Origin of the sequence: Kitasatospora sp. NPDC005748 (assembly GCF_040630735.1) — a bacterium.
In the GTDB taxonomy this organism is placed as follows: Bacteria; Actinomycetota; Actinomycetes; order Streptomycetales; family Streptomycetaceae; genus Kitasatospora.
Map to the genome: position 1 here is coordinate 271,135 of NZ_JBEXYD010000003.1, position 25,276 is coordinate 296,410.

Annotated in this window: 22 protein-coding genes and 1 riboswitch; of the genes, 6 read left to right on the forward strand and 16 right to left on the reverse strand. The window is 73.9% G+C overall.

The features are described from left to right. Positions 1 to 55: 55 nt before the first annotated feature. Positions 56 to 535: a bacterioferritin gene (gene bfr / locus ABZ495_RS04330; RefSeq protein WP_329487282.1), complete on the forward strand. Its 480-nt coding sequence runs from the start codon at positions 56 to 58 to the stop codon at positions 533 to 535. A gap of 16 nt (positions 536 to 551) precedes the next feature. Here bfr and ABZ495_RS04335 read toward each other — a convergent pair whose 3' ends face one another. Further along, complete coding sequence (locus ABZ495_RS04335) at positions 552 to 833, reverse strand: (2Fe-2S)-binding protein (RefSeq protein WP_359834348.1); 282 nt, start codon at positions 831 to 833, stop codon at positions 552 to 554. 187 nt (positions 834 to 1,020) lie between these two features. After that, complete coding sequence (locus tag ABZ495_RS04340) at positions 1,021 to 2,358, reverse strand: class II 3-deoxy-7-phosphoheptulonate synthase (protein WP_329487284.1); 1,338 nt, start codon at positions 2,356 to 2,358, stop codon at positions 1,021 to 1,023. A gap of 302 nt (positions 2,359 to 2,660) precedes the next feature. Between ABZ495_RS04340 and ABZ495_RS04345 the strand changes: the two genes are divergently transcribed. After that, positions 2,661 to 4,595: an anthranilate synthase family protein gene (locus ABZ495_RS04345; RefSeq protein ID WP_359834350.1), complete on the forward strand. Its 1,935-nt coding sequence runs from the start codon at positions 2,661 to 2,663 to the stop codon at positions 4,593 to 4,595. A gap of 51 nt (positions 4,596 to 4,646) precedes the next feature. Here the strand turns inward: ABZ495_RS04345 and ABZ495_RS04350 are convergent, their stop codons facing one another. Genes ABZ495_RS04350 through ABZ495_RS04360 form a run of 3 tightly spaced genes read right to left on the reverse strand, consistent with a single transcriptional unit; the run spans position 4,647 to position 7,373 of the window. Further along, a complete protein-coding gene (locus tag ABZ495_RS04350) occupies positions 4,647 to 5,315 on the reverse strand; it encodes a response regulator transcription factor (protein ID WP_352287240.1) in 669 nt (222 codons plus the stop codon). A gap of 7 nt (positions 5,316 to 5,322) precedes the next feature. After that, positions 5,323 to 6,513, reverse strand: a complete 1,191-nt coding sequence (locus tag ABZ495_RS04355) for a DUF5931 domain-containing protein (protein WP_329487286.1) — start codon at positions 6,511 to 6,513, stop codon at positions 5,323 to 5,325. Positions 6,514 to 6,554: 41 nt separating this feature from the next. Then, on the reverse strand, positions 6,555 to 7,373 hold the full coding sequence (locus ABZ495_RS04360; RefSeq protein ID WP_359802604.1) for a lysophospholipid acyltransferase family protein: 819 nt from the start codon (positions 7,371 to 7,373) through the stop codon (positions 6,555 to 6,557). Between the two features lie 192 nt (positions 7,374 to 7,565). On the opposite strand from ABZ495_RS04360, the gene ABZ495_RS04365 reads away from it, so the two are divergent. Both ABZ495_RS04365 and ABZ495_RS04370 read left to right on the forward strand, forming a co-directional pair. Then, positions 7,566 to 8,360 (forward strand): alpha/beta fold hydrolase, encoded by a 795-nt coding sequence (locus tag ABZ495_RS04365; protein ID WP_352287078.1) that lies wholly within the window; start codon positions 7,566 to 7,568, stop codon positions 8,358 to 8,360. A 10-nt stretch (positions 8,361 to 8,370) separates the two neighbouring features. Continuing rightward, positions 8,371 to 9,117: a hypothetical protein gene (locus tag ABZ495_RS04370; protein WP_359834352.1), complete on the forward strand. Its 747-nt coding sequence runs from the start codon at positions 8,371 to 8,373 to the stop codon at positions 9,115 to 9,117. A 48-nt stretch (positions 9,118 to 9,165) separates the two neighbouring features. Here ABZ495_RS04370 and ABZ495_RS04375 read toward each other — a convergent pair whose 3' ends face one another. From ABZ495_RS04375 to ABZ495_RS04395, 5 genes are all read right to left on the reverse strand, one after another. Further along, positions 9,166 to 9,909, reverse strand: coding sequence for an endonuclease/exonuclease/phosphatase family protein (locus ABZ495_RS04375; RefSeq protein WP_359802610.1), 744 nt, complete (start codon positions 9,907 to 9,909; stop codon positions 9,166 to 9,168). A 133-nt stretch (positions 9,910 to 10,042) separates the two neighbouring features. Next, positions 10,043 to 10,987 carry an ROK family glucokinase gene (locus ABZ495_RS04380; RefSeq protein WP_359802613.1) on the reverse strand — a complete coding sequence of 315 codons (945 nt, stop codon included), beginning with the start codon at positions 10,985 to 10,987 and terminating at the stop codon, positions 10,043 to 10,045. 192 nt (positions 10,988 to 11,179) lie between these two features. Next, positions 11,180 to 11,518 carry a DUF5304 family protein gene (locus ABZ495_RS04385; protein WP_359834354.1) on the reverse strand — a complete coding sequence of 113 codons (339 nt, stop codon included), beginning with the start codon at positions 11,516 to 11,518 and terminating at the stop codon, positions 11,180 to 11,182. 182 nt (positions 11,519 to 11,700) lie between these two features. Beyond that, a complete protein-coding gene (locus tag ABZ495_RS04390) occupies positions 11,701 to 12,873 on the reverse strand; it encodes an ArsA-related P-loop ATPase (RefSeq protein ID WP_359834356.1) in 1,173 nt (390 codons plus the stop codon). A gap of 25 nt (positions 12,874 to 12,898) precedes the next feature. Continuing rightward, positions 12,899 to 13,333, reverse strand: a complete 435-nt coding sequence (locus ABZ495_RS04395) for an SRPBCC family protein (RefSeq protein ID WP_329487294.1) — start codon at positions 13,331 to 13,333, stop codon at positions 12,899 to 12,901. Between the two features lie 323 nt (positions 13,334 to 13,656). Here ABZ495_RS04395 and ABZ495_RS04400 point away from each other — a divergent pair, with 323 nt between their 5' ends. Continuing rightward, positions 13,657 to 15,450: a long-chain fatty acid--CoA ligase gene (locus ABZ495_RS04400; protein ID WP_329487295.1), complete on the forward strand. Its 1,794-nt coding sequence runs from the start codon at positions 13,657 to 13,659 to the stop codon at positions 15,448 to 15,450. Positions 15,451 to 15,498: 48 nt separating this feature from the next. Here the strand turns inward: ABZ495_RS04400 and ABZ495_RS04405 are convergent, their stop codons facing one another. Next, positions 15,499 to 16,638, reverse strand: coding sequence for a glycosyltransferase family 4 protein (locus tag ABZ495_RS04405; RefSeq protein ID WP_359834358.1), 1,140 nt, complete (start codon positions 16,636 to 16,638; stop codon positions 15,499 to 15,501). A 244-nt stretch (positions 16,639 to 16,882) separates the two neighbouring features. Between ABZ495_RS04405 and ABZ495_RS04410 the strand changes: the two genes are divergently transcribed. Beyond that, the gene (locus ABZ495_RS04410; protein WP_359802625.1) at positions 16,883 to 18,307 is read left to right on the forward strand and encodes a glycosyltransferase 87 family protein; all 1,425 of its coding nucleotides are present in this window, start codon (positions 16,883 to 16,885) and stop codon (positions 18,305 to 18,307) included. On the opposite strand, the gene ABZ495_RS04415 is transcribed toward ABZ495_RS04410, so the two are convergent. The 5 genes from ABZ495_RS04415 to ABZ495_RS04435 all read right to left on the reverse strand — a co-directional run bounded on the left by ABZ495_RS04415 (position 18,304) and on the right by ABZ495_RS04435 (position 25,220). Then, on the reverse strand, positions 18,304 to 19,461 hold the full coding sequence (locus ABZ495_RS04415; RefSeq protein WP_359834360.1) for a hypothetical protein: 1,158 nt from the start codon (positions 19,459 to 19,461) through the stop codon (positions 18,304 to 18,306). The two genes, ABZ495_RS04410 and ABZ495_RS04415, sit on opposite strands and share 4 nt — an antisense overlap. Positions 19,462 to 19,493: 32 nt before the next feature. After that, positions 19,494 to 20,552, reverse strand: coding sequence for an NlpC/P60 family protein (locus tag ABZ495_RS04420; protein WP_359802630.1), 1,059 nt, complete (start codon positions 20,550 to 20,552; stop codon positions 19,494 to 19,496). A 225-nt stretch (positions 20,553 to 20,777) separates the two neighbouring features. Continuing rightward, positions 20,778 to 21,932, reverse strand: a complete 1,155-nt coding sequence (locus ABZ495_RS04425) for an NlpC/P60 family protein (RefSeq protein ID WP_359802633.1) — start codon at positions 21,930 to 21,932, stop codon at positions 20,778 to 20,780. Positions 21,933 to 21,942: 10 nt separating this feature from the next. After that, positions 21,943 to 22,096, reverse strand: a riboswitch (cyclic di-AMP (ydaO/yuaA leader). Positions 22,097 to 22,419: 323 nt separating this feature from the next. Beyond that, positions 22,420 to 23,463 (reverse strand): NlpC/P60 family protein, encoded by a 1,044-nt coding sequence (locus tag ABZ495_RS04430; RefSeq protein WP_329487301.1) that lies wholly within the window; start codon positions 23,461 to 23,463, stop codon positions 22,420 to 22,422. Positions 23,464 to 23,675: 212 nt separating this feature from the next. Next, positions 23,676 to 25,220 carry an NYN domain-containing protein gene (locus tag ABZ495_RS04435; RefSeq protein ID WP_352287055.1) on the reverse strand — a complete coding sequence of 515 codons (1,545 nt, stop codon included), beginning with the start codon at positions 25,218 to 25,220 and terminating at the stop codon, positions 23,676 to 23,678. Positions 25,221 to 25,276 lie beyond the last annotated feature (56 nt).

Here is a 25,276-nt window from a genome sequence, read left to right on the forward strand (position 1 = left end):
GTGCAGCCGGAGGGTACGGCCGTGAGTCCCGGACGCGAAGCAGGAAGGCACCGCCATGAAGGGCGACACCGAGGTCATCGAATTCCTCAACGAGCAGCTCACCGCCGAGCTGACCGCCATCAACCAGTACTTCCTGCACGCGAAGATGCAGGAGAACAACGGCTGGACGAAGCTCGCCAAGTACACCCGGCACGAGTCCTTCGACGAGATGAAGCACGCCGAGGTGCTCACCGACCGGATCCTCTTCCTGGACGGGCTGCCCAACTACCAGCGGCTCTTCCACGTCCGGATCGGCCAGACCGTCAAGGAGATGTTCGAGGCGGACCGCCAGGTCGAGGTCGAGGCGATCGACCGGCTGAAGCGCGGGATCGTGGTCATGCGGGCCAAGAACGACGTCACCTCGGCGAACATCTTCGAGGACATCCTGGCCGACGAGGAGCACCACATCGACTACCTCGACACCCAGCTGGAACTGCTGGAGAAGCTCGGGGAGGCGCTCTACCTCGCCCAGCTGATCGAGCAGCCGGAGTCCTGAACCCCCGGCCGTACCCTCAGGCCGCGCGCAGCGGCCGGGCCGGCAGGACGGCCGGCGCCTGGGCGTCCCGCGGTTCGGCCTCCTGGTCGTCGGCCAGCCCCAGCTTGGCCGCCAGCCGGGCGGTCGGGCAGGGGCGTGCGCCGTGCTCACCGAGCAGCGCCTGGATCCGTCGGACGCAGGAGCCGCAGTCGGTACCGGCCTTGCAGCCCCGGGCTATCTGGCGCGGGGTGTTGGCACCCGCGTCGATCTCCTTCTTCACCTGGGCCTCGGTGACCGCATGGCACATGCACACGTACATCGCGGTCTCTCCCTGCGAAGGCGACTGGCTCAAAATCGATCTTGACTAAGGCATGCCTTAGTTCACTAAGCCTCACCTTACCCGGGGATCCAGGCATGAAAAAGCCCCTCCGGGTTCGGAAATCCCGAATCCGGAGGGGCTTTCGTCACATCGGGGCCGGCCGCACGGCCCGCCCGGGGGCGACGGCTCAGTTGCCGCCGCGGTACATCTCGGCCACCAGGAAGGCCAGGTCCAGCGACTGGCTGCGGTTGAGCCGCGGGTCGCAGGCCGTCTCGTAGCGCTGGTGCAGGTCGTCCACCAGGACCTCGTCGCCGCCGCCGACGCACTCGGTGACGTCGTCGCCGGTCAGCTCCACGTGGATGCCGCCCGGGTGGGTGCCGAGGCCGCGGTGCACCTCGAAGAAGCCCTTGACCTCGTCCAGCACGTCGTCGAAGCGGCGGGTCTTGTGGCCGCTGGAGGCCTCGAAGGTGTTGCCGTGCATCGGGTCGCAGATCCAGACCGGCTGGGCGCCGGAGGCGGTGACCTTCTCCACCAGGGTGGGCAGGTGCTCGCGGATCTTGCCCGCGCCCATCCGGGTGATGAAGGTGAGCCGGCCGGGCTCGCGCTCCGGGTCCAGCTTCTCGATCAGGGTGAGCGCCTCGTCGACCGAGGTGGTCGGGCCGAGCTTCACCCCGATCGGGTTGCGGATCCTGGACGCGAACTCGATGTGCGCGTGGTCCAGCTGGCGGGTGCGCTCGCCGATCCAGACCATGTGGCCGGAGACGTCGTACAGCTCGCCGGTCCGCGAGTCCACGCGGGTCAGCGCGGTCTCGTAGTCGAGGATCAGCGCCTCGTGCGAGGAGTAGAACTCGACGGTCTTGAACTCCTCCGGCGCCACGCCGCAGGCGTTCATGAACGCCAGCGCGTTGTCGATCTCGCGGGCGAGCTGCTCGTAGCGCTGGCCGGCCGGCGAGTTGCGCACGAAGTCCTGGTTCCAGGCGTGCACCTGGCGCAGGTCGGCGTACCCGCCGGTGGTGAAGGCGCGGACCAGGTTGAGCGTCGCGGCGGAGGCGTTGTACATCCGCTTCAGGCGCTCCGGGTCCGGGTTCCGGGACTCGGGAGTGAAGTCGAAGCCGTTCACCGAGTCGCCCCGGTAGACCGGCAGCGTCACGCCGTCGCGGGTCTCGGTCGACTTGGAGCGCGGCTTGGAGTACTGGCCGGCGATCCGGCCGACCTTCACCACGGGGACGGAGGCGGCGTACGTCAGCACGGCCGCCATCTGCAGCAGGGTCTTCAGCTTGTTCCGGATGTGCTCGGCCGAGACACCGTCGAAGGCCTCGGCGCAGTCACCGCCCTGCAGGAGGAACGCCTCACCACGCGCCACGGCACCGAGCCGGGCGCGCAGCTGGTCGCACTCGCCCGCGAAGACGAGCGGCGGATAGGAGGCGAGCTCCGCAAGGGTCTTGCGCAGAGCCTCGTGGTCCGGCCATTCAGGCTGCTGCGCCGCGGGCAGGGACTGCCAGGGGTGGGGATTCGTCACGGTCACACGGCAAGGCTACGGGGTGGGACAACCGAATTGTGACCGCCGCTCGCTGGGTGAGACACCCGGTGGACAATCGTGTGAGGCGGCTCACGGCGCCCGCCGGATCCGCTACGCTCGACGCATGAACGCGCCGCACACCTTTTCCTGGTGGTGGGCCGACCCCTCGGGTGGCCCACCGATCGCGCGTTCCTAGACGAACACGACGGCCGCCCCTCGGGGCGGCCGTCGGCGTTTCGGCGCAGACGGCCCTCCCGGGAGCGGAACCCCGAACCACCGCACCCGCCCTCCCGGAAGGAAGCCGCACCGTGAACCTCGCAGCCGACCTGCTCGCCCGCCTCACCGGCCCCGACGCCCCGGCGTTCGCCCTGCTGCACCGCCGCGCCCCCCGGCTCGCGCCGGACACCGTCGAGGTCCTGCTGGGCACCGTCGACAGCTACGAACGGCTGGCCGACCTGCCGGTCCGCGCGGGCGTCCCGGCCGACGGCCCGGTGCACGACCTGCTCGCCCTCGTCCCGTTCCGGCAGATCCGCGAGCGCGGCTTCGAGGCCGTCGACGACGCCACCCCGCTGCAGGCGCTCTCGGTCACCGAGCAGTACGCCCTCCCGCTGGCCGAGCTGCTCCCGGCGCTCCCCCGGCGGCCGGTCGCCCTGACCGGCGGCGCCTTCGACATCGACGACCAGGAGTACGCCGGGATCGTCCGCCGGGTGATCGCGGACGAGATCGGCCGGGGCGAGGGCGCCAACTTCGTCATCCGGCGGGACTTCACCGCCACCCTGGAGGACTACTCCCCCGCGCTCGCGCTGACGCTCTTCCGCCGGCTGCTCGAACAGGAGCGCGGCGCCTACTGGACCTTCCTGGTGCACACCGGGGAGCGGGTCCTGGTCGGCGCCTCCCCCGAGGTGCACGTCCGCCAGAGCGGCGGCACGGTCGTGATGAACCCGATCTCCGGCACCTACCGCTATCCGGCGGGCGGCTCCGACATCGACTCGCTGCTCGCCTTCCTCCGCGACCCCAAGGAGCTGGAGGAGCTGACCATGGTGGTCGACGAGGAACTCAAGATGATGTGCACCGTCGGCGACCTCGGCGGCCAGGTGCTCGGCCCCCGGCTCAAGGAGATGTCCCACCTCGCGCACACCGAGTACGAGCTGCGCGGGCGCACCTCGCTGGACGTCCGCGAGGTGCTGAAGGAGACCATGTTCGCCGCCACCGTCACCGGCAGCCCGGTCCAGAACGCCACCCGGGTGATCAGCCGGTACGAGCGCGGCGGGCGCGGCTACTACGCCGGCGCGCTCGCCCTGATCGGCCGCTCGGCCAGCGGGGGCCAGCAGATGGACTCCCCCATCTGCATCCGCACCGCCGACATCGACCCGGCCACCGGCCGGCTGGTCGTCCGGGTCGGCGCGACCCTGGTCCGCCACTCCGACCCGGACTCCGAGGTCGCCGAGACCCACGCCAAGGCCGCCGGGGTGCTCACCGCGATCGGCGCCCGCCCGGCCCCCGCCCGGCTCCCCAACCCGTCCGGCCCGCGGCTCGCCGAGGACCACCGGGTCCAGGCCGCGCTGGATGCCCGGCGGGCCGACCTCGCGCCGTTCTGGCTCCGGATGCAGGAGCCGGCCCCGGTCACCCGGAGCGAGGAGACCCTGGTGGTGGACGGCGAGGACACCTTCACCTCGATGCTCGCCCACCTGCTGACCTCGCTCGGCCACCGGGTGACCGTGGCGCGCTTCGACGAAGCCGGCCTGCGCGAGCGGGTCGCCGCCCACCCCGGCCCGCTGGTGCTCGGCCCCGGCCCGGGCGACCCGGCCGCCGCCGACGACCCCAAGATGGCCGTCCTGCGCCCGATCGTCGCCGACGCGCTGGCCGCCGTCCGCTCCGGTGCCCGCACCGCGCCCCTGCTCGCCGTCTGCCTGAGCCACCAGCTGCTCGCGGAGCGGCTCGGACTGCCGCTGGCCCGCAAGGCCGTGCCCCACCAGGGCGCCCAGGAGACGGTCGAACTCTTCGGCGCCCGGCGCACGGTGGGCTTCTACAACACCTTCACCGCGCGCTGCTCGGACCAGGACGCCGCCCGGCTCGCCGCCGAGGGCGTCGAGGTCTCCCGGGACCGGCTGACCGGCGACGTCCACGCGCTGCGCGGCGCCGGGTTCGCCGGGCTGCAGTTCCACCCGGAGTCGGTGCTCACCCGGGACGGCGTCGGGATCGTCGCCGAACTGCTGCGGTCGGCCGCCGCCGTCCACGGCTGAGACCCCGGGCGGGGCGCGCCCGTTCGTCCGGCGCGCCCCCGCCCCGGGGCGTCAGGCCTCGTCGTCCAGACCCTGCTGGATCGCGTACCGGACCAGCTCGACCCGGTTGTGCAGCTGGAGCTTGCCGAGGGTGTTCTGGACGTGGTTCTGCACCGTGCGGTGGGAGAGCACCAGCCGGTCGGCGATCTGCCGGTACGACAGGCCCTTCGCGACCAGCCGCAGCACCTCGGTCTCCCGGGCCGTCAGCTGCGGCGCGGCGGGGGCCGTCGGGGCGGCCGGCTCGGCGGCCAGCCGGCGGAACTCGCCGAGCACCAGCCCGGCCAGGCCCGGGGTGAAGACCGCGTCGCCGACGGCGGTGCGGCGCACCGCGTCCAGCAGCTCGTCACGGCCGGCCGACTTCACCAGGTAGCCGGTCGCCCCGGACTTCACCGCCTCCAGCACGTCCGCGTGCTCACCGCTGGCGGAGAGCACCAGGACGCGCACCGAGGGATCCTGGGCGACCACCTGGCGGCAGGCCTCGGCGCCGGACAGGCCGGGCAGGTTGAGGTCCAGCACCACCACCTGCGGGGCGCAGGCACGGGCCCGGCGGACGGCCTCCTCGCCGTCCCCGGCGGTGGCCACCACGTCCAGCCCCGCCTCGGCGAGGTCGCGCGACACGGCGTCGCGCCACATCGGGTGGTCGTCCACGACCATCACCCGCACCGGCGGCCGGTCGGTCATCGGCTGGTCAGCCATCGGAACCCCTCCTCGGGACGCGCAGTTCGACCTCGACGCCCTCCCCGGGCACCGAGTACAGCTCGGCCGTACCGCCGAGGTCCAGCAGCCGGCCGCGGATCGACTGGGAGACGCCCAGCCGGCCGGCCTGTTCCGCCTCACCGAGCCGCCCGGCCGCGAAGCCCGGACCGTCGTCGCGGACGCTGACCGTGACGGCCTCCGGCTCGTCCTCCAGCAGGATCCAGGCGTGCGCCCCGGGCCCGGCGTGCCGGCGGACGTTGTCGACCGCGGCGCCCACGGCCGCCGCCAGCTCGCCGGCCGCCGGACCGGGCAGCAGCACCGGGGTGCCGGGGGCGGAGAGGGTGATCCGCTCGTCCGTGTAGGGGCCGAGCAGGGTGCGCAGGTCCTGCGGCTCCAGCGGCGCGCGCTGCGCGGGCAGCGGTCCGCCGCTCATCAGGGCCCGCAGCGCGCGCTCCTGCTCGCCGGCCAGCCGGCCGAGTTCGGCGAAGTCCGCGCCCCGGCCGGGGCCCTGCTCGCCGCCCCGGCGCTGGACCAGGGCGAGCACCTGGAGCACCCCGTCGTGGATGTCCCGGGAGAGCCGCTCGCGCTCCCGGTTCGCGGCCTCGACCTGGAGCGCCCGGGTCAGCGTCGCCTCGCTGGCGCGGGCCAGTTCGATCACGTAGCCGATCGCGCAGCCGGCCACCATCAGCAGCACGATGTTGTGGATGTTGTCGCCGGTCGGACCGCCGTGGCCGAGGATGTTCGCCACCCCGATCACCGATCCGGCCGCCGCCGCCCAGCGCCAGCCGCCCCGGCCCGCGAAGCCCAGGACGGTGCCGGCCGCCCAGATGGTGGGCAGCGTGGGCGCGCCGTGGGCGATCCGGGCCGGGTCGTCGGTCATCCCGCTCATCACGATGCCGGTGACGACCAGGGTGAGGTCGGTGCCGAGCACGTACCAGGTGCAGCGCAGCGGCCCGGCGAAGGCGCGGGTGCTGGCGAGCGTCCAGAGCGTCAGCGCGCCGAGGTAGATCCAGCCGGCGACGGGGTGCAGGAACTCCAGGTACGAGTCGAGGTAGCGCAGCACCGCGTAGCAGAGCGCCAGTACCCGGAAGAACGAGATGGCCCGCCAGAGCGGCAGTTCGACGGACATGCCGCCGGCCGCCACCGCCGCGCCGACCGCTCCGGGTCTGTTGCCGTCCGACATCTCCGTGCCCCTCCCCCTGCGGGCGGATCCGGCCTCCCGGCCTAGGCCGACCCGCTGTCCTTCTGCTCCTGCTCGGCGGCCTTCTGCGCCTTCTCCGCCTCCGCCTTCTCGGCCTTGGCGGCGGCCTGCTCGGCCTTCTGGACGGCCTTGCGCTCGGCGTCGGCACGCTTCTTGTCGTCGGCGATCTGCCGCTTGGCGGCGGTCGCGTAGACGTCCACGTACTCCTGGCCGGAGAGCCGCATGATCTCGTACATCACCTCGTCCGTCACCGAACGGAGGATGAAGCGATCGTTCTCCATGCCGTGGTAGCGGGAGAAGTCCAGCGGCCGGCCGATCCGGATGCCCGGACGGATGCCGAAGTTGGGGACGACCTGGCCGGGCGGCTGCACCTTCTCGGTGTCGATCATCGCGACCGGGATCACCGGCGCGCCGGTGGCCAGCGCGACGCGGGCCAGGCCGCCGACCTTGCCGCGGTACAGCTTGCCGTCGGGCGAACGGGTGCCCTCCGGGTAGACGCCGAACAGCTCGCCGCGGTCCAGCACGGCGATCGCGCTGCGGATCGCCGCCTCGCCCGCGCCGCGCACGCCGGAGCGGTCCACCGGCAGCTGGCCGACGCCCTTGAAGAAGGCGGCCGTCAGCTTGCCCTTCAGGCCCGGCGTGTTGAAGTACTCCGCCTTGGCGATGAAGGTCACCCGACGCCTGATCAGCGCGGGGAAGAAGAAGGAGTCCGAGAAGGAGAGGTGGTTGCTCGCGATGATCGCGGCACCCTCGGCGGGGATGTTCTCCTCACCCTCGATCCACGGCCGGAAGAAGATCCGAAGCAGTGGCGCGACGATCATCTTCATCAGTCGGTAGAACAACGCCGGGCCTCCTGTTATGCGGACCGGTCGATCCTAATGCCCCGCGGCCACCGCCCGCGCCCCGCCCCGCCCCGCCGGGGTGTCCGGCAGGGGTGTACGACGCGTGCGGGCGCGTGGGACGATGCGGTTTCCGCAGCCCGCCGTTCCGCCCTCCCCCGTCCCAACGCGCCGCCGCCCGCGAAGGAGCCCGTCATGCCGCTGCTGCCCGGTGCCGAACCGTACCGCCACCGGGGCGGGCCGGTGGGCGTACTTCTCTGCCACGGGTTCACCGGCTCGCCGCAGTCGCTGCGCCCGTGGGCCGAGGAGCTGGCGGCGGCCGGGTACACCGTCTCGCTGCCGCTGCTGCCCGGCCACGGCAGCCGCTGGCAGGACATGCAGGTGACCCGCTGGGAGGACTGGTACGCGGAGGTCGAGCGGGAGTTGCTGGCGCTGGCCGCCGAGTGCGAGCGGGTCTTCGTCCTCGGGCTGTCGATGGGCGGCGGGCTGGCGCTGCGGCTGGCCGCGCTGCACGGCCCGGTGGTCTCCGGACTGGTGCTGGTCAACCCGTCGGTGCGTTCCGACAACCCCGCGAGCGTGCTGCTTCCGGTGCTGCGCCACGTGGTGCCGAGCCTGCCCGGGATCGCCAACGACATCGCCCGCCCGGGCTCCGTCGAGGTCGGCTACGACCGGACGCCGCTGCACGCCGCCTGGTCGCTGGCCCGGCTCTGGAAGGACGTGCAGCGCCGGCTGCCGCAGGTGACCCAGCCGGTCCTGCTCTTCCACAGCCCGCAGGACCACGTGGTCTCGGCGGCCAACTCGGAACTGGTGCTGGCCCGGATATCCTCGACCGACGTGACGGAGCGGTTGTGCCAGCGCAGCTACCACGTCGCGACGCTGGACCACGACGCGGCGGAAATATTCGCGGCCGGCCAGGACTTCATCCGACGGCTGGCTCCCGCGCACGCGGCGGGCGTCACCCGGATCGAATCCGACGATCACCAAGGCTGAAGGGCCGGAAGTGCACGAGAGCAGCACGGCGGGCGGCGAGGACGAGGCGCCCCGCGAGGACGCGGAGAACACCGAGGCGGACGCCTCGAAGGCCGAGGCCGCCAAGGCCGACGGCGTGAGGACCGAGGCCGCCAAGGCCGAGAGCGCGAAGACCGAGAGCGCGAAGACCGACGGCGTGAAGACCGAGGGCGCCTCGGGTGAGGCCGCCCCGGCGCCCGAAGCGCCCCGGGTGCGGCGGGCGCCCGAGCGCAGCCAGGCCGAGCAGGACGAGATCTTCGCCGCGCTGGTCGCCCAGTTCGACGACCCCGTCGACCTCAACAACCCGGACTGGCCGGAGGTCGAGGACCTCCGGGCGCGCGGCGAGCTCAAGGGCGGGTTCAAGGAGGGCACCGACCCGGACGACCTCGCCGATCTGGCACCGCAGCCGCGGCCCCGCTCCACCCGCCCGGTGATGCCGGCCGCCGGATCGGGCCCGCGCGACTTCGAGCTGACCGAGGAGACGGACGAGGGCCACTTCGTCCCGCCGGAGCCGCCGCCGCTGCCCGCCGCCGACGTCACCGCCAAGTTCGCCTGGCTCGCCGTGCTCGGCGGCCCGGCCCTGCTGCTGTTCGACGCGGTGGTCTGGCGCGAGGTGTCCGGCTGGCCGGCCTGGGTCGGCGTGACCGCGTTCCTCGGTGGCTTCGTCACCCTGGTGGTCCGAATGAAGGAGCGCGACGAGGACGAGCCGGAGGACCCGCACGGCGGCGCCGTCGTGTAGGGCCGGCGGCCCGTGGCCGGGCCGGTCACCCCGGCCCGGCCACGGAGTTCAGCCGGCCGGGAGCTCCAGGACGGCGAGCAGCGGCAGGTGGTCGGTGGCGGCCCGCAGATCGCCCTCGGTGACCCCGGGCAGGCCGTGCGGCACCCCGCACGCGAGCACCCGGACGCCGGGGGTCGCGAAGACGGCGTCGATCCGCTGGTAGGGGTTCTCCGGGACGGACGTGAAGGTGCCGCCCCAGGGCGCCGCGACATGGCCGTCCTGCAGCCGGCCGGCCAGCAGCTGCCAGCCGGCGCCGTCCGGGTGTTCGTTGAAGTCCCCCGCCACCACGCCGAGTTCGGTGATCTTCAGTTGGTCCAGCAGCAGCTCGAACTGGCCGCGGCGCTCCTCGGCGTCCAGGCTCAGGTGGCAGCTGGTGACGCCGAACGGCGCCGAGCCGGCGATCCGGACCAGCGCGCTCGCGAAGCCGCGCGCGTGCAGCCCGCGGGTCTTGGGCAGCAGCCGGTCGTGGACCGCGAGCAGCTCCACGCCCGGGCCGCCGAGCAGCAGCGGCCCCGCGGCGATCCGGCCGCCGCCGGCCAGCACCTCGGTGCCGGTCGCCCGCGCCAGCCAGGCCGCTCGGCCCCGCGGGCGCCAGTAACGCGGCGACTCCTGAACGCAGACCACGTCCGGTTCACAGGCCCGGATCACCCGAACGAGGGCGCGCCGGTCGTCGCGGAGCGAGCGGATGTTGTAGCTGAGCAGCCGCAGCCGCCGCGGCCCGGGCGGCGGCAGGTCGGTCGGTCCGGTGGTCAAGGCGGCCCTCCCCTTTCGTCCGGTGTCGACCGTACGACAGGGGCCGGGCGGCCGGGGCGGAACACGACGGCGGCGGCGCGGCCGGCCACGAGGGCTCCGGTCGCGCCGCCGCCGTCGGCGGGTGCGGGGTGGGTCAGACGGTGCGGGCGAGGTCCGCCGCGCCGGCGATGCCGGAGGCGGAGCCCATCGAGGCGAGCACCACCTCGGCGCGCGGGCGGTGCACCCCGCCGGTCAGGTAGTGCTCGAAGGCCTTGGCGACCGGGTCGAGCAGCAGCCGGCCGGAGTCGGAGACACCGCCGCCCAGCACGAAGACCGCCGGGTCGAAGAGCGCGGCGAGGTCGGCCATGCCGCGGCCCAGCCAGTCGGCCAGCTCGTTGTAGCAGTCCAGGGCGAGCGGGTCGCCCGCCTCGGCCGCCTCGGTGATGTGGATGCCGCGGATGGTCTCGGCGACGCCGTCGTTGAGATCCAGCATCCGTCGGCCGCGCACGGGGTCGGCGGCGGCCATCTCCCGGCCGTAGCGGCGCAGCGCCCGGCCGGAGCCGTACTGCTCCCAGCAGCCCTTGCCGCCGCAGCCGCAGGGCAGGCCGTCGGGGACCATGTTGAGGTGGCCGATCTCGCCGGCCACGCCGAACCGGCCGCGGTGCAGCCGGCCGTCCAGGACGATCCCGCCGCCGATGCCGGTGCCGACGGTGATCAGCACCATGTCCGAGTACTCGGCGGCGGCGCCGAAGCGGAACTCAGCCCAGGCGGCGCAGTTGGCGTCGTTCTCGACCACGGTGTCCAGGCCGGTGAGCTCCTCGATCCGGCCGCGCAGCGGCTCGTCCTCCCAGTCGATGTTGGGGGCGAAGATCACCGTGGAGCGGTCGCGGTCGACGAAGCCGGGGGCTCCGACGCCGGCCGCGACCACGTCGGGGTACTGCTCCTTGAGCTCGCGCACGGCCTGCGCGATGGCATCGACCGCCCACTGCGGGTCGGCCGGGGTGGGCACCCTGGTCCGGGCCAGGATCTCGCCCGCCTCGTTGACCACGCCTGCCGCGATCTTGGTCCCGCCGACGTCGACGCCGATGGTCAGAGCCATGTGTCCCTCAGCTATTCACTCGTTCCCGCTGGACGGAACGGTACCGTCCAACCCTGCCCCCGTACACACCGTCGCCTACATTAACCGAAGACAATTCACGACCAAGCTCGCCGAGCAGCTTCAAAAGTCGTACATTCCGCCCCGCTCCGTCACAGCAAGGGTCCGCACGGTCACTTCCCGGGAGTCCGGGCTTCACTGCTTGTCGGACGGCCCGTCAGGTGTGTCGAGGTCGATCCGCTCGCTGCGCGCGGCGTCCCCGGCGGTCCAGCGGTGCTCGTGGCCGGCCACGGCGGCCCGGTAGGCGGCCATCAGCTCCCCGCCGGCGGCGGCCAGGTGGCCGTACACCTCGGGCTGCTTCTCGCGCAGGCGCTCGGCGAGGCCGGCCAGCGAGATCAGGGTGTCGGCGCTCGCCTCCTGGGCCTTCTGGCCGACGACGGACGCGAACCGGCGCACCTCGTCCACCAGCGGGCCCAGCTCCGGGCCGAACGGGTGCTCGGCGGCCTGCTCGGTGCGGTCGTCGGCAGTGGTCATCGCGGGCGTCTCCTCAGCTCCGGCCGCGCCTGCGGCCCCTGACCCCGACGCTACCGGACGGGCCCGACCGCCCCGACGGCCCGCCATCGGGGCCGGCGCACGGTCACCGGGCGGCGCGGGAGACGAACCGGCGCACGGTCACCGGGCGGCGCGGGAGGCCCGGCCGCGTCCGCGCAGGGTGCTCAGCCGCGCGGCCAGAGCGCCGGATCGGGCGCGAAGCGGACGGCGAGCGCCCCGTCGTGCAGGCCCGCGCCCGCCACCGTGCAGCGGCGCAGCGCCGAGGGCAGCGTGAGCACCCGCCGGTGGGCACCGAGGCCGACCACGAGTTCGTCGCCGCGCCGCACCAGGTCCAGGTCGGCCCGCTCGGCGCCGGGCAGCGCGAGGTGCCAGACCAGCAGTCCGTCTTCGGCCAGCCGGTCCTCGACGCTCCACGGCTTCGGGGCGAGCGGGGCCGGGCCGGCGCCCGCGCCGTAGAGGCGGTCCGCGACGGCCTCCAGGGTGACTTCGGCGAACCCGGTGACCAGCACCGGGACGTCGCTCGCGGCGGTCAGCGCGGCCAGCTCCTCCTGCCGGCGCCGGGCCAGCCCGGCCAGCCAGGGGTCGGCCGAGTCGGCGGCGGCGTCCGGCAGCGCGCCGTGCACCACCACGGCGTCCGGCCGGTGGCCGTGCAGCGCCAGCCCGGCCCGGATCCGGCGCAGCTCCCCGTACGGGTGGGCGTCGGCGGCGGTGACCAGGCGGACGCTGGTGCCGGGGGCGGCGAGCGCCGCACGGGCCTCGGCGAGCGCGGCGGCCGCCTTGGTCCGGCCCTCGTAGAGCCAGTCGGCGGGCATCGGCACCCCGGCCAGGCCGGCCAGCAGCGGGCGCAGCGCCCGGGCGGCCTGCCGCTGCTCGGGCACCAGCCGGGCCAGGTAGCGCTCCAGCTGCTCGGGCAGCGCGAGCGCGGCGATCAGCTCGGCGGGCGGCGGGGCGAGCACCACCAGGACGTCGGCCTCGGCGGCGGGCAGGGCCCGGAGCAGGGCGAGCCGGGCGGTGCCGGGAAGGGCGGTGAGCTCCTCGGGGTCGAGCGGGTCGGCGCCGAGCAGGTCGAGCGCGGGCTTGATCCGGCCGCCGATCTCGCCGAGGGCGTGCCGGAACGCGGCCTGCTCGTCGATCCGGGCCACGGTCAGGCCGGGGGCGTACGGGGCCGGTTCGGGCTCCAGCCGGGCGCCGAGGACGGCGTCCAGGGTGCGGTGCGGGTCGTCGGCGGCCAGCAGCAGGGTGCGCCGCCCCTGCCGGGCGGCGTGCAGGGCGGTGGCGGCGGCCACCATGGGCGCCGCCGCGTCGCCGCTGACCAGGATGGTGCGTGTCGCCGTCATGCCGTCCAGCCCCGCTTTCCCGGCGTCAGCCCTCGACGCGCTTCTTCAGTCCGGCCAGCGCCCGGTCGATGATGACCTTCTCGGCCTTGCGCTTGATCATCCCGAGCATCGGGATCTTGACGTCGACGGCCAGCTGGTAGGTGACCTCGGTCCGGCCGCCGTCCAGCGGGGCGAGCGAGTAGGAGCCGTCCAGCGAGCGGAGCATCTGGCTGCGCACCAGCGTCCAGCCGACCTCGCGGTCGCCGTCCCAGGTGTAGGCCAGCACGTGCTCGTCGCGGATGGCGCCGGCGTCGAGCAGCAGGCGCACCTGGGCGGCGCGGCCGTTCTCGGCGGTCTCCAGCACCTCGACCTCCTTGACCTCGCCGGTCCAGGCCGGGTAGGCGGCGAAGTCGGCGATCACGGCCATGACCTTCGCCGGGGTCGCGTCGATGGTGATGCTCGACCTGGTGTGCTCCGCCATGGGTATGGCCCTCCGCGTCGTCCCTTGCTGCCGGCCCGGCCGAGCCTGCTCGGTCGGGTGCGCCCGGAGCAGGCTATCGCGCCCGGCGATCCCTCAGGTCCGGGGCTCGGAGGGTGCGCGGCCCCGGGCTCGGGGGCGCTCGCAGGCTACCCGCCGGTCACGTCCGGGCTGCCGTAGGGTGCCATTCGAACGACCCGGTCACGGCCTGGTCGGACCGGGTAAAGGTGTGACACTTCGAACACCGGAGCCGACCCCCCTGGTCGAAGCTGCCTACCGGGCAGTAACGTCCTGCCGTCCCGCAGCGTCGCGAACGAGGAGCAGTCTTGCTCGACTTCAGCCTTCCGGCCCTCTACCAGGTACCGAGCGGCGGTAACCTCTCCGACCTCGTGCACCAGAACGCCGAGCGGCACCCGGACGTCGTGGTGCTCAGTCGCAAGGTGGACGGCCGGTGGCAGGAGTTGACCGCCGCCCAGTTCCTGGTCGAGGTGCACGCCGCCGCCAAGGGTCTGATCGCCGCGGGCATCGAGCCCGGCGACCGGGTGGGCATCATGTCCCGCACCCGCTACGAGTGGACGCTGCTGGACTTCGCGATCTGGACGGCCGGCGCGATCACCGTGCCGGTGTACGAGACCTCCTCCGCCGAACAGGTGGAGTGGATCCTCGGCGACTCCGGGGCGGTGGCCGTCCTCACCGAGACCGCCCAGCACGCCGCGGTGGTCGAGGAGGTCCGGGGGCGCCTGCCGCTGCTGCGGCAGACCTGGCAGATCGAGGGCGGCGCCCTGGCGACGCTGGCCGGGGCGGGCCGGGACGTCACCGACGCGACCGTGGCCGAGCGCCGGTCGCTGGCGACGGCCGACTCGATCGCCACCGTCGTCTACACCTCGGGCACCACCGGCCGCCCCAAGGGCTGCCAGCTGACCCACGCCAACTTCATGGCCGAGTGCGGCAACATCGTGGAGCGGCTGGCCCCGCTGTTCCGCACCGGCGAGAGCTCGGTGCTGCTCTTCCTGCCGCTGGCCCACGTGCTCGGCCGGATCGCCGAGATCGCCCCCGCGATGGCCCCGATCAAGCTCGGCCACGTCTCGGACATCAAGGACGTCACCGCCGAGCTGGCGGCGTTCCGGCCCACCCTGATCCTGGGCGTGCCGAGAGTGTTCGAGAAGGTCTACAACACCGCCCGCACGAAGGCCCAGGCCGACGGCAAGGGCAAGATCTTCGACAAGGCCGCCGACACCGCGATCGCGTACAGCCGGGCGCTGGACGCCGGCGGCGCGGGCCTGGGCCTGCGGATCAAGCACAAGATCTTCGACAAGCTGGTCTACAGCAAGCTGCGCGCCGCGCTCGGCGGCCGGGCCACCCACGCGATCTCCGGCGGCGCCCCGCTCGGCGAGCGGCTCGGCCACTTCTACCGGGGCATCGGCTTCACCGTCCTGGAGGGCTACGGCCTGACCGAGACCTGCGCGGCCACCGCCTTCAACCCGTGGGACAAGCCGAAGATCGGTACGGTCGGCCAGCCGCTGCCCGGCGCCGCCGTCCGGATCGCCGAGGACGGCGAGGTCCTGTTCAAGGGCCCGCAGGTGTTCACCGGCTACTGGAACAACCCGCAGGCCACCGCCGAGGCGCTGAAGGACGGCTGGATCTCCACCGGCGACATCGGCTCGCTGGACTCCGAGGGCTACCTCACCATCACCGGCCGCAAGAAGGAGATCATCGTCACCGCGGGCGGCAAGAACGTCGCCCCGGCGGTGATCGAGGACCGGATCCGGGCGCACGCGCTGATCGGCGAGGTGATGGTGGTCGGCGACCGCAGGCCGTTCATCGGCTGCCTGGTCACCGTGGACGAGGACTTCTTCCCCAAGTGGAAGGAGCTGAACGGCAAGCCCGCCACCGCCACGGTGGCCGAGCTACGCGAGGACGCGGACCTGCTGGCCGCCGTCCAGGCCGCCGTGGACGACGGCAACGCCGCCGTCTCGCACGCCGAGGCGGTGAAGAAGTTCCGGCTGCTGGACACCGTCTTCTCCGAGGAGAGCGGCCACCTCACGCCGTCGCTCAAGCTCAAGCGCAACCTGGTGCTGAAGGACTTCGCGGCCGACGTCGAGGCGATCTACCAGCGCTGACCGCACGGTGCGGGCCCCCGCCGCGGTGGCGGGGCCCGCACAGCTTCGTCAGCCCGCCAGCAGCGAGGTCAGCCGCCCGGCCAGCAGGTCCCACCGCCACGAGCGGTCCACCCAGCGCCGCCCGGCCTCGCCGAGCCGCCGGCGCAGGTCCTCGTCGTTCAGCAGCCGGACGATCCGCTCGGCCGCGGCGGCCGGCGAGCCGCCGGGCACCACGTAGCCGGTCTCGCCCTCCAGCACCGCGTCCGGCGCGCCGCCGGAGTCCCCGGCCACCACCGGCAGACCGGTCGCCGAGGCCTCCAGGTAGACGATGCCCAGGCCCTCGACGTCCAGCCCGCCCCGCCGGGTCCGGCAGGGCATCGCGAAGACGTCCCCGGCGCCGTAGTGCGCGGGCAGCTCCGACCACGGCACCGCGCCGGTGAACCGCACCGCGTGGCGCACGCCCCGGGCGTCGGCGAGCTTCTCCAGGTCCGCCCGGTAGGGTCCGTCGCCGACGATCAGCAGCACGGCGTCCGGCACCTCGGCGAGGATCTGCGGCATCGCCTCGATCAGGGTGTCCTGGCCCTTGCGCGGCACCAGCCGGGAGACGCAGACCACCACCGGCCGGTCGGCCAGCCCGAGCCGGCGGCGCAGCTCGGCGCCGCCCGAGTCGGGGTGGAAGGTCTGCTCGTCGACCCCCGGCGGCAGCTGCACCATCCGGGCGGCCGCCTCCGGGCCGACCGCGTCGGCGATCCGGGAGCGGGTGTACTCGCCGAGGTAGGTGAGGGTGTCGGTACCGGCGCCGATCCGGCGCAGCAGCTGCCGGGCCACCGGGAGCTGGGCCCAGGCGGCCTCGTGGCCGTGCGTCATGCCGAGCAGCCGCCCGCCGGCTCCGGCCCGTCGCAGCGCGGGCGCCATCAGCCCGAGCGGGGCGGCCGCGCCGAACCAGACCGAGTCGCACTTCTCGGCGCGGAGGATCTCGGCGGCCCGGCGGGTGACGCGCGGTGTGGGAACCATCACCTTCGTCCGGTCGCGGATCACCGGGAACGGCTGTTCGGCGTCGAAGCGGGCGACCTCGGCGCCGTCGCGCCAGGTCGACGCGTAGACCACGATGCTCCCGGCGGGCTGACGGACAGCCATGTTGTGGACGAAGGCCTGGATGCCGCCGGGTCGCGGCGGGAAGTCATTGGTGACGATCAAGGTCTTGTGCATCTGGCCACGGCTCGCTCGGTCGGGGGGTGCTCGGTGTACCGCTGGGTGATCCGTACGATAGGTCAACACCACGACCCGCCGGGAACGGATCCGCGCACGGCAACCGTTTCTCCCCCGGGTCTGTCCTAGAACCTAGGCAGCCGGTGCGGCCCCGCCGAACGTGGCGCCGCGCCCGGCACCGGCCGCCCGGGCGTCCGTCGCGCGACGCCTCCGGTGGGACGTCCGAGACGAACGAGGGAGCGCAGTGGAGTTGGCCCCGGCCACCAAGTCCGGTTCACCCAGCGGCGCCGACGGCCCCGGCACGGCGCTGGCCGTCCGCCAGGAGCCCGTACCGGCCCCCACCGGCCCCTCCCGGCGTACCGGGGCGCTCTGCGCGCTCGGCGGGACGTGGCTGGCCTCCCGGGCACTGCTGCTGCTGCTGGTGACCGGCGTGCTGCGGATGGCCGGCGGGGACATCACCACGGACGTCTGGCTGATCTACCACGGCTGGTACGGCGTCCTGCAGACCGGCACCTTCCCGCTGGACGACGTGACCTGGCAGTACCCGCCCGGCGCCGCCCTGGTGATCATGTTGCCCGGGCTGCTGCCCTGGTCGTACCTGGTCTCCTTCTGGGTGATCTGCGGGCTGGCCGACGCGGTCGCGATGGCCCTGCTGGTGCGTACCGGCCTGCGCAGGGGCCGGGCCCTGACCGGCGCCTGGGTCTGGGTGGCCGGCGTGCCGCTGCTCGGTCCGATGATCTACAACCGGTACGACGTCATCGTCACCGCCGTCGCGGTGGCCGGCCTGCTGGCGCTGATCCGGCGCCCGGCGATCGGCGGCATCCTGCTGGGGCTGGGCGGGATCATCAAGATCTGGCCGCTGATCGGCCTGATCGGCACCCCGTCCGGCCGCCGCACCCGCCGCTCCTGGACCGCCGCCGCGGCCACCGCCGTCTCGGTGGGCTTCCTGCTGGCGGCCGGGATGAACGGCGCCTTCGAGTTCCTGACCTTCCAGAAGGACCGCGGCGTCGAGGTGGAGTCGGTCGGCGCGCTGCCGCTGCACTTCGCCCGGATGGCCGGCGCCTGGGACGGCAGGGTGACGATGAACTACGGCTCGGTCGAGATGCTCGGGCCGTGGGTGAACGTGGTCGGCAAGGTGATGCTGGCCGGCAGCCTGCTGGGCTTCGCCTGGCTGCTGCTCTGGCGCTTCACCGCCAAGCGCCGCAACGCGGCGACCATGTACGACGCGGCGCTGGCCGCGCTGCTGATCTTCACCGTGACCAGCCGGGTGATCAGCCCGCAGTACCTGGTCTGGCTGGTCGGCGTGGCGGCGGTCTGCCTGACCGTGCGCGGCACCAGCCAGCGCCCGGTGGCGCTGCTGGTCCTGGCCGCGACGCCGCTGACCGTGGTGGAGTTCCCGCTGCTCTTCAGCGAGCTGGTGGGCAGCGAGCCCTGGGCCGTCACCGCGCTGACCCTGCGCAACCTGCTGCTGCTGGCCGCCACCGGGCTCTCCTGCGTCCGGCTCTGGCGCTCGACCCGCGGGGCCGCCCAGCTCCCGCCGACCGTCGTGCTGGACCGCGCGGAGCCGGAGCCGGTGTCGGCGAACGGCTACCCGGTGCGCCCGGGGATCGCGTACGAGCAGGACCTGCTGGACGGCATCGACCGGCCGCCGGCCCAGCGGCGGCGCTAGGCCGCCAGACGGCGGACCTCGGCGACCCAGAGCGCGGTGAACTCGGCCAGTCCGAGGCCCAGCTCGTCCCGCAGGACGCGGTCCGACTGCTCCTCCCGGCCCGCGCCCGCGCCCGCCGCGCCGACCGCCCGGTAGTAGCCGACCAGCCGGTCCGGCCCGAAGCGGCGGGCGATCAGGTCGCAGGCCAGCCAGGCCTGCTCGTAGGCCTGGGCGATGCCGTCGGCCCCGGCGGTGAAGTCCCGGTCGGCGGGGAGCGCCGAGGGCACCCGGCCGGCGGCGACGTCCCGGGCCAGCTCGGGGGCGATCTGCTGGGTCGAGCGGCCGGAGTCCCGGTAGCCGGTCCAGTCGGCGACGCCCTCGGAGAGCCAGAGCGGCGTCCAGGCCCGGGTGTCGGCCCGGGTCGCCACATGCACGGCCTCGTGGGTGATCACCACCTGGCGGCCGAAGTCGCTGAGCCCCCGGTAGGCTCCGGGGTTGACCAGCACCCGGTCGGCCGGGGTGTGCCGGGGGGCGCCGGGCGCGGCGGTGGTGACCGCCACCATGCCGGTCCAGCCCGCCGGGTCGGCGTCCAGCAACCGGCCGAACTGCTCCTCGGTGGCGGGCAGCTCCAGGAGCAGCCGGCCCGGCCAGGCGGTGCCCCAGAGCGCGGTGACGGCCGGGACTGCCCGGTCGGCCACGGCCGTGAGCTGCGCCGGGTCCGGGCCGTCGGCCAGGCCGAGCACCAGGCAGTGCGCGCCGGCCGCCGCCCGGACGGTCCCGAAGTCCCAGAGCGGCGCCGGCCCGTCCGGGCCGTCCTCGCGTTCGACCCGCCAGCCCCCGCCGGTCCGCCACAGCTCCAGCCGGCGCGGGTGGACCACCGGGTAGGCGTCGTAGCCGGTCACCCGGACGGTCAGTTCGGCGGTGGCGGTGAGCCGGTCCGGCCGACCGGCCGGACCGAGCACGAGGTTGCGGTAGGCCGCCTCCACCGGGGGCGCGGACGGTGGGGCGGTCAGCGTCCGGGCCCGCTCGGCCAGCAGCGCGACCACCTCGGCCCGCTGGTCCGCCACCGCGGCCACGGAGGCCGCCGGAGCCGCCCGGGGCAGCGACAGCTGGGCCAGTCCGCCCGCCGCGAGCAGCAGGGCCCCGCGCCGGGACAGTGCGCGGCGGCGTGTCACGGCGTCGGCGGGAGGGGTCGGGACGGACCGGCTCAGAGCCGGATCACCTCCGCGACGGGCATCGCGTTGACGCTCTCGTAGCGGACCTTGGCACCCGGGTAGGGGGCGTGCACGATCACCCCGCCGCCGGCGTACATGCCGACGTGGTGCCTGTCCCGGTAGAAGATCACCAGGTCTCCCGGTCGCGCGTCGGAGATGCTGACCCGCCGGCCGGCGTACGCCTGGGCCTGCGAGGTGCGCGGCAGGGTCACTCCGGCCTGCCGCCAGCTCCAGTACATCAGACCGGAACAGTCGAACGCGCGGGGCCCGGCGGATCCGTACACATAGGGCGAACCGATCATCCGCACGGCGGCGGCCAGCGCGGCCGCGCCGCGTTCGGAGGCGGGCGGGGCCGTGCCCAGGTCGAGGCGGTCGGTGCCCCGGGTGGCCCGCTGCTCGGCCTCGCGGGCGTCCTGGGCCACCATCCGGGCCCGCTCGCCCGCCCCCAGGCTGTTGAGCAGCCGCTGCGCCTTGGCCAGCCGCTGCTGGATCTGCTGCTTGCTCTCGGCCAGGGCCCGGCGGGTCTCCTCCAGCTCGGAGAGCTTCATCGAGGCCTCCGACCGGCGCTGGTCGAGCCGGCGCTGACGGGCCACCACCTCGTGCAGCGTCTCGTTCTGCCGCTCGGCGGCCTGGTCCAGGCTGCGGGCCTTGGAGAGGTAGCCCTCCGGGTCGGTGGAGAGCATCAGCTGGACGGTCTGCGCCATCCCGCCGCCCCGGTACTCGGCGCCGGCCACGGTGGCGAGGTCGCCGCGGAGCTCGTTGAGCTCGCCCTGGGCGACGGCGACCTGCTGCTGGAGCGTGCCGGTCTCGTGCTGGAGGCGCTGCTGGACGTCCAGTGCGGCGTTGTACTTCTCCGAGGCCTGCTCGGCCTCGTCGTACAGCTGTTCCACCTGCGCCTTGACGTCCTTGCGGTTCGACGGCCCGTCCGGCGTGCCCGGGGCGGCCTGGGCGGCACCCCCCGTGGCCACCCCCAGCGCGGTGGTGGCCGCGGCGGTCAGCACCAGCGCACGGGCGAACGCGCCCGGCAGGGGGGAACGGCGGTGCACGGCCATACGACGGTAACTCCGATCCTGCGACCCGGCCCCGCCGCCGCACCGGTGCGGGCGGCTGTCGAGCGGGAGTCCGGTGGCAGACGTTAGCGAGTCCGGGCGAGCGAGTCCAAACCCCTCCCAACCCGAATATTTGACCCGCAATCGGACATCAGCACGGTCCAGCACGAAAGCCGCAGGCCCGGCCTCCCGCGAGGGGAGACCGGGCCTGCGGGAGCAGACGTCGGATCAGACGCGCACGATGGCCGAGATCGGCAGCATGCTGGCGGTCTCGTACCGGACGTTCGCGCCGGGCTTCGGCGCGTGGATGACCTGGCCGCCGCCGACGTAGAGCGCGACGTGGCTGCGGTCGGCACGGTAGATGATCAGGTCGCCGGGCTGGGCGTTGGCGATGTTGGTGCCCACGTTGGTACCGGCGGTGGCCTGGGACTGCGAGGTACGCGGCAGCGACACGTCCGCCTGGGCGTAGGCCCAGCTGGTCAGGCCGGAGCAGTCGAAGGAGCTCGGACCGGCCGCGCCGTAAACGTACGGGGCGCCCAGCTTGCTCTCCGCGGCGGCGATCGCGGCGGCGGCGCGCGAGCCGTTGGCGGCGGGCGCGGACGGCGCGGCGGCCGCGGCGGCGGGCTTGGCGGCCGGCGCCGACGGGGTGGGCAGCTGGTCGCGGGTGTTGTCGCGGGAGGCGCGGTCGGCGTCCGCCTTGGCCTTGGCCTCGGCCTTGGCGGCGTCCGCCTTGGCCTTCGCCTCGGCGGCGGCCTTCTCCTCGGCCGCGCGCATCGCCTGGCGCTCCTGCTCGGACAGCGAGTTGTACAGGTCCTGGGCCTTGGCCAGCTTGCCCTGGACCTCCTCCTTGGAGGCCTTCAGCTGCTGGGTGGTGGCTTCGAGCTCGCCGAGCTTGCCCTGGGCCTCGTTGCGGTCCTGGTCGAGCCTGCGCTGCTGCTCCTGGAGGTCCTTCAGCGCACCGGACTGCGTGCTGCCGGCCTGGTTGATGGCGCCGGCCTGGCTGAGGAAGCTGTCCGGGCTGGACGAGAGCATCAGCTGCACGGTCGGCGATATGCCGCCGTTGCGGTACTGCTCGCCGGCGATCTCGGCGAGACCGCCCTGGGCCTCGGTCACCGCGGCCTGCTGACGGGCCACCTTGTCCTGCAGCTCACCGACCTGCTTCTGCAGCTCCTGCTGCTTGGCCTGGGCACCGTTGAGCTTCTCGGTGGCCTGCTCGGCCTGCTCGTTGAGCTGGTCGATCTGCTCCTTGACCTGATCCTTGGTCGGCGTCGGGTCGGCGTGGGCGCCGGACTGCGCGGAGAGCGCGACCGCCGCGGCGGCGACACCGGTCAGAATCGAGACCCGGGCGCGGCCGGCGGGCTTGGGACGACGATGGGACGCCACGAAGGCGGACTCCTTCTTCCTACGTCCGCCTACCGGGTGAGCTGACGGGTTCGGGCCGGAAGCGTGCCCTACGACGCCTCACCGACCGCACGACGGTCGACCTGGCGCCGATTCACCCCGGAGGAACATGGTTCCCCGGCTCCGCTCCACAGCGCCCCCGACCACTGGACTCCCCGACGGGCAGATGCTCTGCCCCGCTGCTTCACGAACTCGGCGGTAAACCTCCGCCGCCACCCCTGCTGGGTGATCGACTGTGCGGTGGTTCGAGGCACGACCCTAGTAACAGAACCGTGATCCGTTCAAATCCTTGTCAGAAAAATGCCGGAAGAATATCCAAGTTCATTTGTGAATATGACCGGGTGTGATCACGCGCCCACATGGAGCTGATCGTTTGTCATGATGCGGCCGCAGACACCGACGCCACCCCCGGTTCCGGGGGTGGCGCGGATCACAGGGCCGGATCCCGGCCCGTGGGCATGTCGGTCCGTCAGACCCGGCGGATCGCGTTGATCGGCATCGCGTCGGCCTTCATCACCTTCACCACGTCACCGGTGTGCGGCGCGTGGACCACCATCCCGTTGCCGATGTACATCCCGACGTGGCTGCGGTCCGGGCGGTAGATGATGAGGTCGCCCGGCTGGGCGTCGGCCAGCGAGGCCACCTTCGAGCCGTAGTTGGCCTGCGCCTGCGAGGTGCGCGGCAGCGAGACGCCGGCCTTCGCGTACGACCAGACCATCAGACCGGAGCAGTCGAAGGAGTTCGGGCCGACCGCGCTCCAGACGTACGGCGAACCCTGCTTGCTCATCGCGTTGGCGACGGCCTGCCCGGCGAAGCCGCTGCCCTGCGGGAGGCTGCTCAGGTCGGTGCGCTCGCTGCCGCGCGAGGCCCGGTCGGCCTGCTGCTGGGCGGCCTTCAGCGCGGCCCGGTCGGCGGCGCTGAGCGAGTTCAGCAGGTCCTGGGCTTCCTTGAGCTTCTTGTTGACCTCGGCCTTGGACTGGTTCAGGTCCTTGGTCGTGCTGTCCAGCGAGGCGAGGACGGCGGCCGCCTCGGCCTTCTGCTGGTCCAGCCGGCGCTGCTGGTCCTGCAGGCCCTTGAGCGCCTCGGTCTGGCTGGAGCTGGCCTGCTGGACGCTGGCGGCCTTGTCCAGGTAGCCGGACGGGTCGGAGGCGAGCATCAGCTGGACGGACGGGTCGATGCCGCCGGTCCGGTACTGCTCGGCCGCGACCTCGGCCAGCCCGCCCTGAAGCTGGGTCATCTGGTCCTGGCCGCGAGCCACCTGGTCCTGGAGCTGGTCCGCCTGCTTGCGCAGCTGGTCCGCCCGCTCCTTGGCACCGTTGAACTTCTCGGTGGCCTGCTCGGCCTCCTCCTGCAGCTGGTCGACCTGCGCCTTCACGTCCTCCTTCTTGGGGGACGGGCTGGGCGCGGCGTGGGCGCTGACCTGGGCCGAGAGGGCGACCGCGGTCGCAGCGGCAGCGGTCAGCACGGTGACCCGTGCACGGCTCGACTGCTTGGGACGGCGGTGGGTGGCCAAGTGACCGGCTCCTTCTTCCAACGGACTCACCCGAACGAGTGAGAATCCGGAAAATAGGTTTGACGCCAGACCCTAGTGAAGATCCACGCTTTGCGCCACTCCCCCGATGGCGTGAACTCCCGCCCCCCGCCATGACTTCACGGGATCCACACATCCCCGCAAACCGGGCGCTGACCAGGCGTCATCCCCTGCCGGCCGACCCCCGGCCGAGGTCAGGGCCGGGCCAGTCGGTTCAGCAGCAGCACCGAGGCTACAGGGCGCGCGCCCGCCTTCCGCACGCCCTCCGCGACCTCCCGGTCGGTGGAGACCACCACCACCGGCCGGCCCTGCGGCTCGGCCCGCACCAGGCGGCGGATCAGTTCGTCGGCGGTCTCCCCGGTCCGGCTGAACCGCACCCGGACCCCGCGCGGCGGCGCCAGGATCACCGGCACGTCGAGGTCCTGGCCGTCGAACACGCAGGTCACCTCCGCCTGCGTGCGTTGGGCCAGCATCGCCAGCCCGCCCAGCAGCCGGATCCGCTGCTGCTCCAGCGGGAGCGCCGGGTAGCCGGTCTTGGTCACGTTGTAGCCGTCCACCACCAGGTGGACCTGCGGGATCGCCAGCAGCTGGTCCAGCAGCGCCGGGTCGTCCTCGGCCAGCCCGCGCCGCGCCACGTCGTGCGGCGAGGCCGAACCCGGCACCACCGCCTCGACCAGGTCGGCCGGGCGGATCTGGGAGACCGGCAGGGCCAGCTCCCGCTGGAGCCCCTGCGCCGACTGCAGCACGGTGTCCAGCAGCAGCCGCAGCCGCATGTCCTCGACGCTGCGCCCCTCGCGGGCCGAACGGCGGCCCTGCTCGGCGGCGTTCTCCAGCTCGGAGATCCGGTGCCGCAGCCGCCGCGCCTCGCTCTCGGCGGCGCCGCGCTCGACGCCCGTCTGCGCCTTCAGGGCCTCCAGCTCCCCGGTGACCCGGCGCGTCTCGGCCTGGGCCCGCCGGGTGTCGCTCTCCAGCGAACGCACCTTCTTGCGCAGCGACTCCACCTCCTTGCGGACGTCCTCCGACTCGGCCCGCTGCCGGTCCAGGTCCGCCCGGGCGGCCGCGCGCACCTCGGCCAGCTCCGCCTGCAGCTTCTCGGCCAGCCGGGCCGCCTCGGCCGCCGCGCCCTCGGCGCCGGCCCGCTCGGCCTCCTCGCCGGCCTCGACGACCAGGCGGCTCCAGCCCGCCGACCGGACCAGGTAGGCGGCGGCCGCCACGTCCATCGGATCGGCCGCGCCCGGCACGCTGCCCGACTCCAGCGCCCGGACCAGGTCCGGCTGCCCGAGCCGCAGCCGCTCCGCTATCCGCACCCGGAACGCCGGCTCGGACTCCAGCGCCGCGGCGAGCGCGGTGGCGGCGTACTTGGCCCGGCGTGCCGGGGTGAACTTGGCGTACGGGCGCAGCGTCTGCGGCAGCTCCGCGACCGGCAGCCCGCCGAGCGCGTCGGCGGCGAGGCCCACCACACGCCGGCGCACCCCCTCGGGCAGCGGCCGGTCGAGCTTCTCGGCCGCGCGGGCTGCCGCCGGCTCCTCACCGCCGGAGCCGCCGGCCTCCTCGCCGTCGACCTCCTCGGCGGGGGCGCCGGTGCCGGGCGCGGCGGCCTCGACCGCGTCCGGCGCCTGCGCGTCCACAGCGGGCTGCCGCCCCTGCGGCCCGGCGGGCTCCTGCGCTGCGTCCACCACGTCCTCGGCTCCGATCCTCGCCAGCGGGGTACGGCCGTCGGCCGTACCCCTGGTCGTCACGCTCCGTGCGCTCTGTCTGTATTGTCCCGCGCGGCGGACGGCCGTGCCGCGCACCG